The sequence below is a fragment of the Nostoc sp. DedQUE04 genome, assembly GCF_034530995.1.
In the GTDB taxonomy this organism is placed as follows: Bacteria; Cyanobacteriota; Cyanobacteriia; order Cyanobacteriales; family Nostocaceae; genus Nostoc.
Genome location: NZ_JAVRCA010000110.1, coordinates 1 through 15804, shown reverse-complemented (window position 1 = coordinate 15804; position 15804 = coordinate 1). Strand labels below are relative to the sequence as shown.

General features: G+C 40.9%; 14 protein-coding genes and 1 pseudogene. 7 read left to right on the top strand and 8 right to left on the bottom strand.

Features of this window, described 5'->3' with window-relative positions; translation table 11 throughout:
- Positions 1-129: 129 nt before the first annotated feature.
- Complete coding sequence (locus tag RM049_RS37900; protein WP_322707916.1) at positions 130-891, bottom strand: DNA polymerase beta superfamily protein; 762 nt, start codon at positions 889-891, stop codon at positions 130-132.
- Between the two features lie 431 nt (positions 892-1322).
- Between RM049_RS37900 and egtD the strand changes: the two genes are divergently transcribed.
- The gene (gene egtD, locus RM049_RS37890) at positions 1323-2357 is read left to right on the top strand and encodes an L-histidine N(alpha)-methyltransferase (protein ID WP_322707915.1); all 1035 of its coding nucleotides are present in this window, start codon (positions 1323-1325) and stop codon (positions 2355-2357) included.
- Positions 2358-2549: 192 nt separating this feature from the next.
- Here the strand turns inward: egtD and RM049_RS37885 are convergent, their stop codons facing one another.
- On the bottom strand, positions 2550-2864 hold the full coding sequence (locus tag RM049_RS37885; protein ID WP_322686551.1) for a hypothetical protein: 315 nt from the start codon (positions 2862-2864) through the stop codon (positions 2550-2552).
- A gap of 541 nt (positions 2865-3405) precedes the next feature.
- On the opposite strand from RM049_RS37885, the gene RM049_RS37880 reads away from it, so the two are divergent.
- Positions 3406-3531, top strand: coding sequence for a DUF4351 domain-containing protein (locus RM049_RS37880; protein WP_322673229.1), 126 nt, complete (start codon positions 3406-3408; stop codon positions 3529-3531).
- 107 nt (positions 3532-3638) lie between these two features.
- Here RM049_RS37880 and ilvB read toward each other — a convergent pair whose 3' ends face one another.
- From ilvB to RM049_RS37865, 3 genes are all read right to left on the bottom strand, one after another.
- A complete protein-coding gene (ilvB, locus tag RM049_RS37875) occupies positions 3639-5534 on the bottom strand; it encodes a biosynthetic-type acetolactate synthase large subunit (protein ID WP_322707914.1) in 1896 nt (631 codons plus the stop codon).
- A 126-nt stretch (positions 5535-5660) separates the two neighbouring features.
- Complete coding sequence (locus tag RM049_RS37870; RefSeq protein WP_322691568.1) at positions 5661-6923, bottom strand: MFS transporter; 1263 nt, start codon at positions 6921-6923, stop codon at positions 5661-5663.
- Between the two features lie 219 nt (positions 6924-7142).
- Entirely contained in the window at positions 7143-7715 is a 573-nt protein-coding gene (locus RM049_RS37865) for a hypothetical protein (protein WP_322707913.1), read from the bottom strand.
- Positions 7716-7907: 192 nt separating this feature from the next.
- Here RM049_RS37865 and RM049_RS37860 point away from each other — a divergent pair, with 192 nt between their 5' ends.
- Positions 7908-8396 carry a LemA family protein gene (locus tag RM049_RS37860; protein ID WP_322707912.1) on the top strand — a complete coding sequence of 163 codons (489 nt, stop codon included), beginning with the start codon at positions 7908-7910 and terminating at the stop codon, positions 8394-8396.
- Here RM049_RS37860 and RM049_RS37855 read toward each other — a convergent pair.
- Together RM049_RS37855 and RM049_RS37850 are read right to left on the bottom strand one after the other, a co-directional pair.
- Positions 8375-8614: pseudogene (locus tag RM049_RS37855) on the bottom strand (transposase family protein); the annotation flags it as partial. The gene RM049_RS37860 and the pseudogene RM049_RS37855 overlap by 22 nt on opposite strands.
- Positions 8615-8689: 75 nt before the next feature.
- Complete coding sequence (locus tag RM049_RS37850; protein ID WP_322707911.1) at positions 8690-9190, bottom strand: pentapeptide repeat-containing protein; 501 nt, start codon at positions 9188-9190, stop codon at positions 8690-8692.
- A gap of 272 nt (positions 9191-9462) precedes the next feature.
- Here RM049_RS37850 and RM049_RS37845 point away from each other — a divergent pair, with 272 nt between their 5' ends.
- A complete protein-coding gene (locus tag RM049_RS37845) occupies positions 9463-10581 on the top strand; it encodes a ferrochelatase (protein WP_322680787.1) in 1119 nt (372 codons plus the stop codon).
- A 48-nt stretch (positions 10582-10629) separates the two neighbouring features.
- Here RM049_RS37845 and RM049_RS37840 read toward each other — a convergent pair whose 3' ends face one another.
- Positions 10630-11175: an NADPH-dependent FMN reductase gene (locus RM049_RS37840; protein ID WP_322707910.1), complete on the bottom strand. Its 546-nt coding sequence runs from the start codon at positions 11173-11175 to the stop codon at positions 10630-10632.
- 395 nt (positions 11176-11570) lie between these two features.
- On the opposite strand from RM049_RS37840, the gene ftsH reads away from it, so the two are divergent.
- From ftsH to RM049_RS37825, 3 genes are all read left to right on the top strand, one after another.
- Complete coding sequence (gene ftsH, locus RM049_RS37835) at positions 11571-13460, top strand: ATP-dependent zinc metalloprotease FtsH (RefSeq protein ID WP_322707909.1); 1890 nt, start codon at positions 11571-11573, stop codon at positions 13458-13460.
- A 416-nt stretch (positions 13461-13876) separates the two neighbouring features.
- Positions 13877-14794, top strand: a complete 918-nt coding sequence (locus RM049_RS37830) for a DUF928 domain-containing protein (protein ID WP_322707908.1) — start codon at positions 13877-13879, stop codon at positions 14792-14794.
- Positions 14795-15239: 445 nt separating this feature from the next.
- Positions 15240-15804, top strand: a 565-nt coding sequence (locus tag RM049_RS37825) for a hypothetical protein (RefSeq protein WP_322707907.1), incomplete at its 3' end; no start/stop codon positions are given.

Here is a 15804-nt window from a genome sequence, read left to right as displayed (position 1 = left end):
ACCCCCTCTTATTCAGAAAGTAGATTATCACATTTTGGTATTAGTGGGATAGGTTCCTATAAATCACGCAGAATTTTCAATCTCTAAATTTATCTTGTTTAAAAAGGCTAGTAGTGAGGAGTTAAAAGCTTATAATTTATAGCTCTTTGTTCTCAGGCGTATTAACAAATTATCCAAATCTGCATTAGCTGAAGGTGCTTCTGGTAATGAGCTAGATTGATATGCATCTTGTAACTTATTATGCAGACGTTCATATTCTCTTTGATAAAAAGCTACATTAACATCTGACAAAATAGATTTTTCTGTATCTGTTAATTTTTGGGAGATCAAATCAGAAATATAGGGTAAATTAAAAACCTCATTTAGCTTAACTAAATTAGACTCAACTACTCCTGTTTGCATTAGATAGATACCAGTTAATATAACTCGGTAAACATAAAGTAATGGCTTAATTCGATGTATATGTTCTTTCTCAAAAAGTTTCCATTGTGTTGCGGCAAAACCAAAATAATGGTAGCTATGATGACGGGTAATACAATTTTTAGCAATAATTTTCAATTCCTCATGTTCAGGTGAGGTTATTAATATTAAAGGAGAATACAATTGTTCCAACACATAACCATTCTTTTTAAGTAGCATCAAAAAGAATTTTTTGACATCATGAGTTACTAAATCAATTTCTAAAGATTCGCGAACTTCTGAAACTTCAATAGTTTCATTTTTAGTGTGTAATCCCACTACTTCTTGAACTGGTAAAATATGCACACCACGCAAGTCATAATCAGAATCGGGTGAGGGAAAGCCATATAAGTGAGAACCACTAATGATGGCGAATAAAAACGGGTAAGACTGTTGCCTAATAATTGTGTTAAGAGAAGTTGGAATATTCATATATTTCTAGGTAATTGGATTGCTTGCCCAGAAAATAGCATCATTAGTGTGGGAGCAGACTATGAGATTCAAATTGAGCAAATCTAGTGTGAAAGAGGCTATTTTTCCAGCCTACGATGAATATCGCTAGAAAACTTTTGCGCTATTCCAGATATGACGAAGCCACATTCTTTAGTCAACCTCATTCTGACTCGATCTGCTATTTGCTGGTACTTGGGGTATATTGCCTATATCAAATCTTTATCGCTGCGAGAACATAGCACTTAAGCACTTACTTGCTACTATTTTAATGGAAAAATGCTGAAAAATAGCTTGAAAGCTTGAGCTATATTGCTCAAGCATGATTTTATTAACTATGGCTATGTGTTTCACTGATTGGAGTAAAGGTCTGCTATCAAAGTAACCTATTACGCCAAGCAAACGGAGGTTTCATGTCGATATCTAAAGCTATTAACAGCAAGGTTACTTCTCAAAGCAGCGTTGAAAAACGCTTGGAGATAGAACGTTTGGTAGGAGCAACTCAAATAGTTGCACCTAGTGTTGGGAGTGATGTAGTGAAGGGATTAACTCAAACACCTAAATCTCTACCCCCTTGTTACTTTTATGATGACCGTGGTTCCGATCTGTTTGAGCAAATCTGCGATTTACCAGAATATTATCTTACACGCACAGAAACAACGATTTTACAACAGTATGCTGGTGAAATTGCCAAGATAACTGGCGTTTGTGAATTGGTAGAACTTGGCAGTGGTAGTTCTAGTAAAACCCGCATTTTACTAGATGCCTATCAGCAACTAGGCTATCCTCTGCATTACCTACCAATTGATGTGAGTGCAGGTATGTTGGAAAATAGTGCCAAGCAGTTATTAAAAGATTATCCCTTACTCCAAGTTTATGCACTAGCGGGAACCTATGAATTAGCCCTTGCAAAACTCCTACCAACGCAATTACCGAGTCGGATGATTTGTTTTATTGGTAGCAGCTTAGGTAATCTTACCCCTGATGAGTGTGATGTGTTCTTTTCTCAAATTACCAATGCTCTACAAGTAGGTGAGTATTTTTTATTGGGGATAGATTTACGAAAGCCAAAACAGATTTTGGAACCAGCTTATAACGACAGCCAGGGAGTGACAGCTGCATTTAACCTCAATATGCTGGAACATTTAAATCAGCGGTTTGAGGGTAACTTTGACACTAGCCAGTTTGAACACCGAGCATTTTACAATGAAAGCGAGCATCAAATAGAAATGCATTTACGCAGCTTGCGATCGCAAATTGTAGAATTATGCGCTCTTAATCTTAAGGTTAATTTTGCACAAGGTGAGACTATCCTCACCGAAATTTCCCGCAAATTTAACCTTGATCTTATCAAAGAGCAACTAACTGCACAAGGTTTACTACCTCTTCATGTGTGGAGAGATCCAAATCAATGGTTTGGCTTAATCCTCTGTCAGCTGCAAGCATAAATCAAATCAGAGTATGCCTGATATATATACTGGTTCTCAGTGAGTCCAATATATAGCTAACAAAAACAGCCCTTCCCTACAAGCATTAGGGAGTAACAATTCAAAGCCTCTCTCCTTTAAGGAGAGAGGTCAAAATGTATGAATGCAAATTTTGATCGACCTAAGCAAGTAAACTAAATGTTTAATTGCTAATTATTGCTGCATCGAAGGTGTAGGAAAAATTCTGCTGAATATAGGAACCCGTGGACGAGGTTTATTTGCTGTTATATTGGTATTAGTAGCAGAAGAGTTATTAGTTACCTCAGAAAGAAGAGATGGTTTGCTATTAGTAGAATTGGTAAAATCACTTAATTGGGTAGCCGAAGGTGAACTTGAAGATATGGAAGTAACATTCTTAGGATTTTGATTGTTGGTTTTTACCGGAGTTTGAGCTTGAGATGGAGTAACAAGGAAAGTTGAACTTGTTCCTAATACCAGTACGAGCAAATGAGAAATATATTGTTGCATAGGGATTGGGATTGATTATATGCGTTGAGAAGTATTCAAAGCTTAAAGAAGTTGTGTTTGTTCTCAGTTAGAAATAAAACTGCAATTTTTCCATATAAGTCATTACGCTGTTGTCCAATAAACTTGAACACAGCGATTTCAAATGAACAGACTATTAATGCTTAGTACATTAATTCGCTAACAACAATCTACTTTTCTCAATCAATAGGAAGCTCAACTCTCTTTTATAAAAGAAAGAGAGCAGTTATTTTAAGACTACTGAATCTGTCTGAAAAAAGTTAGCAAATAGATACACCTGGAATAATTGACATTTTTTAATCAACTAAGCCAGCACAACTTTTAATATTGTATTTATATTTAACTTTTTAATAAAAGAGGAATGTTACTGAATTTTTAAAAAAAACTGATTTATCTAAAATCAACTCTCACTCGCATATTTAACTAACTAAAGCAAAAAGTATATGAATTTTTAATAAAACCTAAGTTTGATAAGTAGTTTTCAGAACGCTTTGCTGCAATTAAAACAGAAATATAACAGCAGATTTGCACATTATCGATTACTCAATTAGAAGAATTAGCTGAGGTGCTGTTAGATTCCAACAGTCAAAGCGATTTAGTGAATTATTTAGGAAATATCTTTTTACCTCAACCTCATCAGGAAGATTAAGGGATGCCTACGTAAGAGAAAAGGGGGCAGGAATTAGGGAAATTTCTGCATCCTGCTCCCCTTCATCCTTGCTCCCCTATCTCTCTAGTCGAAATTATCAAAAACCGTTACAGCTTTGTGCCACACTCAGCACAGAAGTTGTGCGTAGGAGCATTTTTGGCATTGCAATGGCTACAATACACTGGCTCGGCTGCGGCTTTGGGCGGTTGCTTCTGCAAGCCGACCATTTGAGCGTTGCTCTTACCAGGGGCTACCATTGGATAGCAGTTTTCGTCTCTGGTGACGTGGACATTTAAGATTACTGGCCCTTTGTGTGCCAGCATTTCGGCGATCGCATCTTTTAATTGACTACGATCGCTTATTATCATGCCCTTGATGCCATAAGCTTTTCCCAATAACTCTACGTCTGGCATTCCTATTTCCATGTCGGAGCATGAGTAACGCTCACCATAGAAGGCTTGCTGCCACTGGCGTACCATCCCTTGCCAGCCGTTATTGAGGATTATTGTCTTGACATTTATTCCATACTGTGCGGCTGTTCCTAGTTCCTGCAAACACATTTGGAAACTAGCATCACCGCTAATACAGATGACTTCTTCATCAGGAAACGCCACTTTCGCGCCAATTGCCGCAGGTAAGCCAAAACCCATCGTTCCCAAACCAGCGCTAGAAATCCAGCGCCTTGGGCCATTCTTTAGGAATTGTGCTGCCCACATTTGATGCTGTCCGACATCTGTGGTGTAGAAAGCGTGGGGTGCTTGGCGATTGACTTCTACAATTACTTCTTGGGGTGAAATGCTGTCGGGATGCTGCGGCACTATGAGAGGATACTCATCGCGCCAACGGTTAACTAGATTCAGCCACTCTTGGTTTTGATTTGGTGTAGCCTTAATCCCTGCTTCTTTGCAGCGACGCAACAAGTCTATCAACACGTTCCGTACATCGCCGACGATGGGCACTTCGGGAATGCGGTTTTTGCCGACTTCTGCTGGATCGATGTCAATGTGAATTACTTTGGCGCGGGAAGCGAATTCGTCTAACTTACCTGTAACGCGATCATCAAATCTAGCGCCGACGCAAATCAGCAAGTCACAATCACTAACAGCGAAGTTAGCGTAAGCAGTGCCGTGCATCCCCAACATTCCCAAAGCGAGGGGATGATGTTCGTCAAAGGCACCGATCCCCATTAAGGTTGTGGTGACAGGGATATCGAATAATTCAGCTAGTTGTTTGATTTCTTCATGAGCGCCAGCTGCGATCGCACCACCACCCACATACAATAGCGGACGGCGACTTTCAGTAATCAACTGGATGGCGGCATGAATTTGTCGGGGATTTCCCTTCACCGTGGGACGATAACCGCGTAACTTGACTGAACCTGGTTTTACAGGTACATAGTCAAATTCTTCTAGAGCTACATCTTTGGGGACATCAATCAAAACTGGCCCCGGACGCCCAGTGCTAGCGATGTGGAATGCTTCGGCGACAATTCGCGCCATATCCTTGGGATCGCGTACCACATAAGAGTGCTTCACGATTGGTAGGGTAATCCCGTAAATATCAGTTTCTTGAAACGCATCTGTACCAATCGACGGACGTGCTACCTGTCCCGTGACTATAATCATCGGGATTGAATCCATGTAGGCGGTGGCGATGCCTGTCACCAAGTTAGTTGCTCCTGGGCCAGAAGTACCAAAGCATACTCCTACTTTGCCTGTAGCACGGGCATAACCATCAGCAGCGTGGGCTGCGCCTTGCTCGTGTCTCACGAGAATGTGCTTCATAGCACCAGTTGCTTCCACCTTATATAGGTCATCGTAAATTGGGAGAATTGCCCCACCAGGATAACCAAAAATATAATCAACGCCGTGGCGATGAAGGCTGTCAAGCAGAGCAAAACCGCCAGATGCACGCTTGGGCACGACTGGCGGACTAGAAGCACGAGACTGTTTGTGATTCTCGATTTGTGGGAGACTAATTGGGGAAAGCGATCGCACGGTCAAACCTCAGACTATAGCTAAAGTTAATGCTGAATTCTGTAGTTAAGATTTCATTTTAATGGAAAAGTCCAATTAAATTCTGAGAATTTTATATATTAGATATAAAGCTAGATTATTAGCCTACATTAATTAAATTACGTCTTGCAAGACATTGCGGGTATTTTTCCAAGCCCAAACACCGACAACCACGACAACAATACTCATTCCTACTAGTATAAATCGCAAGCCCAGAGCATCAGTTAATGGGCCAGTAATCGCCAGAGGTAATGCCAGAGCGATGTTGACGGCATGATTTTGAAAGCCAAATACTTTACCGTGCATGGTCGGTGGTGTTTGCTGTTGAATTAAAGTTTGCATGGGGACACCAATTAAGGCAGCACCTACACCCAAAAATGCACAGAGTCCTAGCGCCAGCAACAAGTTGTGCGTAAAAGTGAACACTCCTAAAACTAGTGCGATCATCAAAAATCCAATTAAAGGTAGAGGCTTGCGATGCAATTTATCACCCCAGTGACCTAAAATTGCCGCACCAAAGACCATACCTACTCCTGCTGCTGCCAAGAAAAAGCCAAACTGTTTTTCTTTTAGACCAAACTCCTCAGCTAATCGAATCGTCAGCACTGTTAAGGCTGCAAACACACAATATAAGGTTGTCAGTTGCAGCATAGCGTTCAAGATCAAAGGGTTTTTCCTGAGATAGCGCAGGCTCTCAGTAAATTCAGCCCAAGGGTGATTTGATGCCCGATGTTCCCGGTGAGGTTTGTCTTCTTTAAACTTAATTGGCTGCATAATTGCAGCCGATAATATATATAATCCACCAACCACAAGCTCTTGACCGTATTCTTCTCCCATCCAGCTTTTCGACAAACTCAAAATCGGCTCTCCAATGGCAAAACCAACAATTAAAGCTCCCATCATCGTGCTGCTAAACAGCGCATTAGCTGCCAACAAATTTTCTCGCTTCACTAACAAGGGAATTGCTGCTTGCTCGGCTGGTGCAAAAAACTGCGTCACCGTGGAAATGGCAAAAGTCAGGATTAACAAAATCAGGAATTGGCGAGGTAACAAGGGAAGACACAGCGTTAATATTCCCCGCACGACATCTGAGCCGACCATTATCAGCTTTTTTGGCAATCGGTCAACAAAGATGCCACCGGCAGAGCCGAACAAAATTGCTGGGATTGTAAAGGACAGCATCAAGGTTGAGTACATTGAGTTTTGTGCCAACCCAGGAAGCGGTGGGTAGTTCTCCAGCAGAGCAATCAGCAAAACGAAGAAGACCTTATCTGCTAATTGGGATAGAAGTTGCCCAATCCACAGGAGCATAAAACCACGGTTTTTTAGCAGTGCGCTAAACCCGTTATTAACAGCAGCTGGTTCAGTTGGAAACATTAGATACTTTGGGTAGATGGGGCATGGGGCATGGGGTATGAGGCATGGGGCATGGGGCATGGGGCATGGGGCATGGGGCATGGGGCATTAGACAGAGGGGAGAATAAATGTTGATTCCAAACTCCAAACTCCAAACTCTTAACTCCTAACTTCAAACTCCAAACTCCTAACCCCAAACTCCTAACTCCTAACTCCTAACTCCTAATTCTGTTGTCCGGATTAATTTGCTTCATAGTGCTTTAACAGCATAAGCAAAAATTCAGCTGCTGTCAGACGACCTTTGGGTGGAATAATCTTGATGGATGAATCTACCCAGCAGCCTTGTACAGTTTGGGGAGATTTCCAGATGGACAAATGATCGACTCCTGGTTCTGCATAAAAGTTATTTTGCCCACTACCAAGTAAACATGAACTCCAATGAGTGAAATAATCATGACTTATCCGATGAATCGGGAAATTTCCCTGTAGTGGTACTCCCCATCCATCTATAGCAATAAACGCTTTCACACGACCACCCAAGAGTTGCCACAAATGTGCTGCCCCTATTGCCCCAACTACCCCAGCACTAAAGCTTATGAATATAATTGGTGATTCTAAAGAGTCGGTCAAGCGATCGCGCAAAAACTGCAAAATGTGCAATGGTGATAAAACCAAAACATCTTTACCAGGATAAACCAGTATATTTGTGGGGTTATGTGCGATCGCGCTATTAGAAACTAAATCTAACAATCCGACTCTAAAGCTTTCAGTTAACTCTGGCTCATGAATTCCAGGGCAAATAATTATACTCATCTATAACACTATCTTTGATTTTTTGAGTCTTACGATGTACAGAGTTTTTTTCAAAAATCAAGGAGTTTATATATATTACCTTGCTTTTACTGAGGAAATTATAGCCTCTTTACATATTTTTCCGAAATAATACTATTTGATAAAAGAAGGATTTTTGATTATAAATAACATTAGATTAATCTAATCAATCAAATGTTTACTTTTATAATTAGCCTTATTGTTTTTATTCTAATTATTTTTATAATTCTATACAATAGTTTAATTAAAAAAAAGAATCAAGTTGATAATGCATTTTCTACTGTTGATGTGATTCTGCAAAAAAGAAGCGATTTGATACCTAGACTTGTTACATTAGCTCAAATATATATGCAATTTGAGCAAAAAACATTGATAGAAATTAGCAGGCTCAGAAGTACAATAACTTCAAAAAATTTAAGTAATAATAGCCGAGTTGCTGTAGAAGACCAAATTTCGATAATGTTAAGCAAAATTATACTAATAGTTGAAGCATATCCCGAATTAAAAATAAACGACTATTTTATTCAATTACAATATTTATTAAGTGAAGTAGAAGAACAACTTTTCGCCGCCAGAAGATTCTATAACTATGCCGTAACTAAATATAATAATGCCGTAGAAATGTTTACGACAAATATTATAACTTCGTGGATTGTGTCATAGGAGGGAATACTGTTGGGTAATCTTAAAAACGTTTCCAGCCATTCTCGTTTGGATTGAGTATAAGTTTCAATTGCTATCCAGCTATCTGCTCCATTGATGACCGCTAAAATTGCGATCGCAATAATATCTATCAACAGATGCTGTTTGGTTCGCTCAATTCTTGGGTCTTCTAGGCGAGAAAAGTATTTGAGGATGGTATCGTCGAAACTTGGAACCATAAGTAGTGGATGCACCAAACGCTTAAAAAGCTGTCACCAGAATCAGAGATTTTTGAAAATCTACTTACATCAGCATCAACTACTCTGGATACTTCCATCTGGCATGATGGTTTCGTGGAGAATGGCCCCTTCAAGGTAGACATCCTCAGCACCTCTGAGATCGGCATGACTCAGGTTAGCACCTTTCAACCTAGTATTATCCATCCTAGCTCCTCGCAGATCAGCCTCACTCAGGTTAGCACCACAACAATTAGTAACTCCCAAGTCAGCTCCATTCAACTGGGCACCGCAGAGATTGCAATTGCGAAGACTAGCCTTCCAGAAACCAGTTCCATGCAAATCGGCTCTGTGCAAATCGGCTCCGTCCAAAACAGCTTCGGAGAGATACGCTCCACTCAACAAGGCATGGCTCAAGTCAGCTCCAACCAAGGAGACGGAATGAAAGCTGGCTCCTCTCAAATTAACATTTCTGAGGTTAATACCATCAAGAATTTCGCCTTCCCGAACTATAATCCCAGCAAAATCTCTCTCCCCAGCAGCAAGTCTTCTACGCAACTCCTCAGCAGTTATGTTCATACTTTAATTCTATGTTGTTTAATTCTTGTGCCTAAGAAGGCGGCTTTTCGGCATTTTAACCGCTTTCGCTATTTCAGCGACATACGAAATGGCGCATAGTTTAATTTCCCATACCCAATGCCCCACAAAAGTCTTACTTTTGATGTATTATTTTGATTTTCCCACCTATCCTATCCCCCAGGATGGGATAATAAGTTACAAGTAGGGAAAATGTGCAAACTGTTCCCTAACGTTATATTTCTCTGCACTCTGGTTATATTGAGGAACTAATTGTGGTTGCCACGCCGGAAAAAGTACAACACACCCACGAGCATCTATCAGGTAAAGACCGTGTAGCCGTACTGCTTATGGGCTACGGCGAAGTCGAAAGCTACGAAGATTTCGCCAACTATAACGAACAGGCTTTAAATCTACTGACAGCAAAATTCGCACCAGTACCAACCTGGATTTATCCACCTCTGGCAAAGCTTTTGGCGCTATTTGACCGCCATGAGTGGGGACACACACACCACGATTTTATTTCCCCACACAATGCCATCTTTGAACAGCAACGGGCTGGGATTGAGAAGAATTTACAAGAAAAATGGGGCGATAAGGTTCAAGTTTTCAAGGCTTTCAACTTTTGCGCTCCTTTCCTACCCAATCAAGTCTTGGCAGAAATCAAAAACCAAGGCTTCGAGAAGCTGCTAATTTACCCACTGCTGGTTGTTGATTCTATCTTTACTAGTGGGATTGCGATCGAGCAAGTTAACAATGCTCTGGTTGAGTTGACTGATGGTGAAGAACACTGGGTTAAAGCACAGCGTTACATTCCTTCTTTCTTCAACGAACCAGCCTACATCGATTTAATGGCTCATCTGGTTGAAGAGAAAATTGCTGAGTTAGCTGGAGCTTATCTACCTTCTCAAATCGGTATTGTGTTAATGAATCACGGCTGTCCCCATAAAGCTAAAGGCTTTACTTCTGGGATTGCCGAAAGTGAAGCAATGTACGACTTGGTTCGGGATAAATTGATTAACCGCTATCCCTTAATCTCGGTAGGTTGGCTCAATCATGACACACCCTTAATTGATTGGACACAGCCAAATGCCGAGCAAGCTGCAAATAACCTGATTCAATTGGGTGCGAAAGTGGTAATTTTTATGCCAATTGGCTTTGCCACAGAAAACCACGAAACTCTATTGGATGTACACCATATCATCCATGCTTTAGAAAAACAGCATCCTGGCACGAACTACGTGCAAATGGCTTGCGTCAACGACCATCCAGAATTTTTGGCAATGGCGGCGCAATGGGCTGATACTCATATAGCAGAGTTGTTGTCAGAGCAACCTTTAGCAGTTAATCCCCAACTAGCTGGGGATCACCATCATCACCACCATCATCATTAAGTAAAGTTTGAGTTTAATAGGGTGGGCAAAGCTTTGCCCACCCTAAAACTAATTTACGCCCCGTAATTTGCGAGTATTATCAACTAAACTCTGAGCAAATTGATCGAATCTTTGAGAGAGCTTTTCATCTACTAATTTTCCTTCGGGACTAAAAGCACCCCAAGCTTGTCCGATCGCAATTTGTTCGGGAATCACCCAACCATGTACCCATCGTACAATTAACCGTAAGTCATTTAGGGCATTGCTATTAGACTGACCACCCAAAACACTAATCAATCCTGTGACTTTATCAGACAGTTGCTCAAAGCTCATCAAATCCAGGGCATTTTTTAAGACACCACTAACTCCACCATGATACTCAGGCGTTGCTAAAATTAACCCATCAGCCTGACTAACTGTATTTTGCAAGCGCTGAACATCTGGATACTCTGGATACTCCTTTGCGCCAGTGCAAAATGGTAGCTGCAACTGCCGTAAATCGAGAATTTCTACCTCTGCGCCTACAGCTTCAACCCTTTGCGCTGCAACTTCTAAAGCAAGCTGGGTATAAGAGTTGGGTCTTAAACTACCACCAATGCCAATAATTTTCACCATAATTAACCCACAAACTATTAACTAGCTACTATCACCAGATTTCTTAAAAAGCGGAATCGTTATGACTATGTTTATCTTAGCGATTTGTGCCGAAATGTGTCAAATTAATATCTACTGGAGATTGAGGAAGTAGGGGAGCAGGAGAGAAGTAGGAGGAAGTTTTCCCCTATCTGCGCACCTTTGCCTCTTGTACCCAATGTCTAGTCTTAACAACTGCATAAATCTAGATAGCGATCGCTCAACTTTATGTAATAGCCTGAAGAAACTTGGGAATGCTTTTGTGTGGAAGTTAGACTAGATAAGAAAAGTGTAATTTCCAGTTATTACAATTTTTGATAGAAGAATAGGCATAAAACCAGCGCTTAACTTGTGCCAGCAGACAAAGGGTAATTATTATGACAAATTCGGGAAAAAAAGCATTGATAAAAAGGCAGTCCTCAAAGCGCGTTGCTTGGGTTGGTGCAATTGCTGCTAGTTTGATTATGTTGCCAGGAATTTTCGGAAGTACTCCTGTCATGGCACAAAAGGCAGAAACCGCTTCTCTAAATTATGGTGACTTGATCAAGAAAGTGAAGGCGGGAGAAGTCGAGAAAGTAGAGCTTGACGAAACCGAACAGCTAGCAAAGGTTTATCTCAAGGGACAAAAAGATAATACACCACCGCAACAGGTGAGACTTTTGGCACAAAACACAGAGTTAGTCAACATTCTCAAAGAGAAGAATGTTGATTTTGGCGAAGTTTCCTCTGCTAACAGTCGAGCTGCTGTTGGACTGTTGATTAATTTGATGTGGATTTTGCCACTGGTGGCTTTAATGCTATTGTTCCTCCGGCGCTCTACTAATGCTTCTAGCCAAGCGATGAATTTCGGTAAATCCAAAGCTCGCTTCCAAATGGAGGCAAAAACTGGAGTGAAATTTGAAGATGTCGCCGGGGTTGAAGAAGCGAAAGAAGAACTCGAAGAAGTGGTGACTTTCCTGAAACAGCCAGAAAGATTTACTGCTGTAGGCGCACGGATTCCCAAAGGAGTGCTGTTAATTGGCCCTCCTGGTACTGGTAAAACTTTACTAGCAAAAGCGATCGCAGGTGAAGCCGGTGTACCATTTTTCAGTATTTCCGGTTCAGAATTTGTGGAAATGTTCGTTGGCGTGGGTGCATCTCGCGTGCGCGACCTTTTCAAGAAAGCCAAAGATAATGCCCCTTGTCTAATATTTATCGATGAAATTGACGCAGTAGGCAGACAACGGGGTGCTGGGATCGGTGGCGGTAACGACGAGCGCGAACAAACCTTGAACCAACTGCTCACCGAAATGGATGGTTTTGAAGGTAACACAGGTATTATTATTATTGCTGCCACAAACCGCCCAGATGTTTTAGATACAGCATTACTCAGACCGGGACGCTTTGACAGACAAGTGATGGTCGATCCACCCGATCTCAAAGGGCGACTAGAAATTTTGCAAGTCCACGCCCGGAATAAGAAAATCGATCCTAGCGTATCATTAGAAGCGATCGCTCGCCGCACCCCTGGTTTTACTGGCGCAGATTTAGCCAACTTACTCAACGAAGCCGCCATTCTCACAGCTAGAAGACGTAAAGAAGCTGTCACTCTTTTAGAAATTGATGCTGCTGTAGACCGAGTTGTTGCAGGTATGGAAGGTACCGCCTTAGTAGACAGCAAGAGCAAGCGCTTGATTGCCTATCATGAAGTTGGACACGCTTTAGTAGGCACATTGCTCAAAGACCATGACCCGGTACAGAAAGTGACATTGATTCCACGGGGACAAGCACTGGGATTAACTTGGTTTACTCCCAACGAAGAACAGGGGTTAATTTCCCGTTCTCAACTCAAATCCCGGATTACTGCTACTTTGGGTGGTCGCGCTGCCGAGGAAATTGTTTTTGGGAAGCCAGAAGTGACCACAGGTGCAAGCAATGACTTGCAACACGTCACAGGGATGGCGCGGCAGATGGTGACACGCTTCGGAATGTCAGAATTAGGCCCATTGTCCTTGGAAAATCAGAGTGGAGAGGTATTTTTAGGACGTGACTGGATGAATAAATCAGACTATTCTGAAGAAATTGCTGCCAAAATTGATTCACAAGTGCGCGAAATTGTTAGCAATTCCTACATTAAGGCCAAAGAACTGTTGGAAGAAAACCGCGTAGTTTTGGAGCGTTTAGTAGATTTGCTAGCAGAACAAGAAACAATTGAAGGTGATGTATTCCGCAAAATTGTTACCGATCATGTTCAGGTAGCCGATGAACAATTGGCTGTACCTCATTAAAAATATGAGTGAGAAATAATGTAGAGAAGTAGCAGTGCTACGTCTCTACAAGGGTTCCGGATAGCGCATCTTTAATTTCACTTTTCTGTCTATTAAGGAATAGGCAAAAGCTAATAGTCTATTAACTTTAGACTACTGAAAATCCAAAGGTTAAGATTCCCAACTTCTGAAAAAAGTTGGGAATTTTGTTGTGAAAAAAATTACAATACTACTTCAGCCTTTCCAGAAAGTAGCACATTCAAAATTCACGCATTCAAGACATTTTGAGTTAGGGATTTAAACCCAGACTCAAAATATGCTACGTGTATGGTTGGGGTCTTAAACCCTTGAATGTACAATAAAGTCTTGTCACTGTAAAGCTTAGGCTATTGTATTATATATATCCAAATAATGTACTACAAGTTAACATAAACATCATGAAATATAGATTTTGGGCAAGTTATCTGCTTGCTGCTTTAGCATTTCTCCCCTTCGAGTCTGTAAGTATTACTCAGGTTTTGGCAACATCAGTTTACCAACTGGCACAAGCAAAATCTGCTTACACTCAATATATGCTGAATGGCTACAATGAAACCAAACGAAGAAATTATAGAAAAGCTTTATTGAATTTTCAGCAAGCAGAGCGGCTACGTCCTGGAGATAGGTATGCTACTGCTGCAATTAGAAATGTTACAGGTTATATTCAACGCGGTAGCAGTAGAAATCGGATCGCCTTTGTCCCAGGTAGACCTGGTAGGGTAAGGTCAGCAGGAACACGGGGAAGTTGCTTTCAAACTGGACAATATCTTATTCCCTTGACACCAACAGATAAGGAAGCTCAACGAACCACAGCAGAACGTCCGACATTCTTTTTCTACGTTCCTCAAACCTCGACAACAGTACAAGCACTAGAATTTGTTTTACGGGATGGTGATAGTATTGACCCATTATATAAGGGAACTTTCAAACCTGTTGGGCAGAATGGTATTGTTAGCGTAAATGTACCTGTCGATCAGCCATCTCTACAAATCGGTAAAGAGTACAATTGGACTTTTTCGATGATTTGCGATCCTAATAACCGCGATAAAGACTCTTATGTAGAAGGTACAATTGTGCGATCGCAAGATGAAAACCTATCTCTTCAGTTAAACCAACCAAACACAGACTTAGATCGGGCAGTTTTATTTGCCACAGCCGGATTTTGGGAAGATGCTCTAAGAACTTTAGCTAATTTACGCCGCCAGCGTCCTAACGATCCTGAAGTTCAGAAATATTGGGAAGATTTTTTAAATTCAGTAGACATAAAAGAAGTTGTAAATAAGCCTTTATTGCCCTGTTGTATTGCTCAAAAATAAATTAACAATTACTTAAAAATCCGGTTTTCATAGAGAAGCTGGGTTTTTTACCCTTCAATTTAAGATTAAGCGATCGCAAATACTTATGGCGTCGACGGTATCAATTCTCGCTAATTACTACTGTAAATCAACCTGGTAGAGAAATAGGAGGTGCGATCGCATTCATCGCTTTATTTTGCATTAAAGCCAACACTTATTAATCGCCCAATGGATCAAAAAGTTAATAATACAAAAATACTATTAAAAATAAATTACTTAAAACATAGACAGAACCATACTACTTATTTATCCAAAGTAGACTACTATACATAGAGTTTACAGTGAGAATGTGTCTGATAAAAATTAGTCTGTTTTGTTTTTGTTGGAGGCGTTAACCAAAAGGCTATTTGTATCTGTAGGATATTTGGACTATGGTTGATGACTATTGTTGTTGTATTAATATTGAATGGCTAGTTCTGCTAAGTGGAAAAGTAAGCTTGTTTCCTCAAGTCTTCCTCTAGAGTTTGAGGTAGCAAAGTCTCTTGTCTCTCATGGATTTGCAGTTGACGCTGATTACACGTATGCCCGTGATGATTCTGGTATTGTCAAGGACTTTTCGGTTGACCTACAGGCAACAGCTTTTTTGCCTTTCTCTAATCGAAATAAAATTACGGCTACACTTGAGCTTTTAGTAGAGTGCAAGCAGCGTCATCCCAATGTTAAATGGTTATTTTTTCCAGATCCTAACCGCCTGGACTTTTCGCCAATTACACTTGGTCGCACAATCCGTGCTGTTGATCAATTCTCCAAAAAATTTTTTCGATCTAACGTAACGGTTGAGTTCGATAGCCATGCTCCTCACTGCTACAAAGGGATAGAGGTTGATGAGTCCGATGGTCGTGTATATGATGCTGAACTAAAACACGGAATCTCACAACTGCAATATGCACTTCCACGCCTTCTTACAGAAACATCTCTAGAACACCGATTCAGTAATCAGGATAAAGTAGCAGACTGCTCAGTAGTGTTAG

Excerpts from the sequence above, each read along its gene's own strand:
- RM049_RS37900 (WP_322707916.1), bottom strand. The coding sequence starts at position 891 with ATGAATATTCCAACTTCTCTTAACACAATTATTAGGCAACAGTCTTAC.
- egtD (WP_322707915.1), top strand. The coding sequence starts at position 1,323 with ATGTCGATATCTAAAGCTATTAACAGCAAGGTTACTTCTCAAAGCAGC.
- RM049_RS37885 (WP_322686551.1), bottom strand. The coding sequence starts at position 2,864 with ATGCAACAATATATTTCTCATTTGCTCGTACTGGTATTAGGAACAAGT.
- RM049_RS37870 (WP_322691568.1), bottom strand. The coding sequence starts at position 6,923 with ATGTTTCCAACTGAACCAGCTGCTGTTAATAACGGGTTTAGCGCACTG.
- RM049_RS37865 (WP_322707913.1), bottom strand. The coding sequence starts at position 7,715 with ATGAGTATAATTATTTGCCCTGGAATTCATGAGCCAGAGTTAACTGAA.
- RM049_RS37860 (WP_322707912.1), top strand. The coding sequence starts at position 7,908 with ATGTTTACTTTTATAATTAGCCTTATTGTTTTTATTCTAATTATTTTT.
- RM049_RS37850 (WP_322707911.1), bottom strand. The coding sequence starts at position 9,190 with ATGAACATAACTGCTGAGGAGTTGCGTAGAAGACTTGCTGCTGGGGAG.
- RM049_RS37840 (WP_322707910.1), bottom strand. The coding sequence starts at position 11,175 with ATGGTGAAAATTATTGGCATTGGTGGTAGTTTAAGACCCAACTCTTAT.
- ftsH (WP_322707909.1), top strand. The coding sequence starts at position 11,571 with ATGACAAATTCGGGAAAAAAAGCATTGATAAAAAGGCAGTCCTCAAAG.
- RM049_RS37830 (WP_322707908.1), top strand. The coding sequence starts at position 13,877 with ATGAAATATAGATTTTGGGCAAGTTATCTGCTTGCTGCTTTAGCATTT.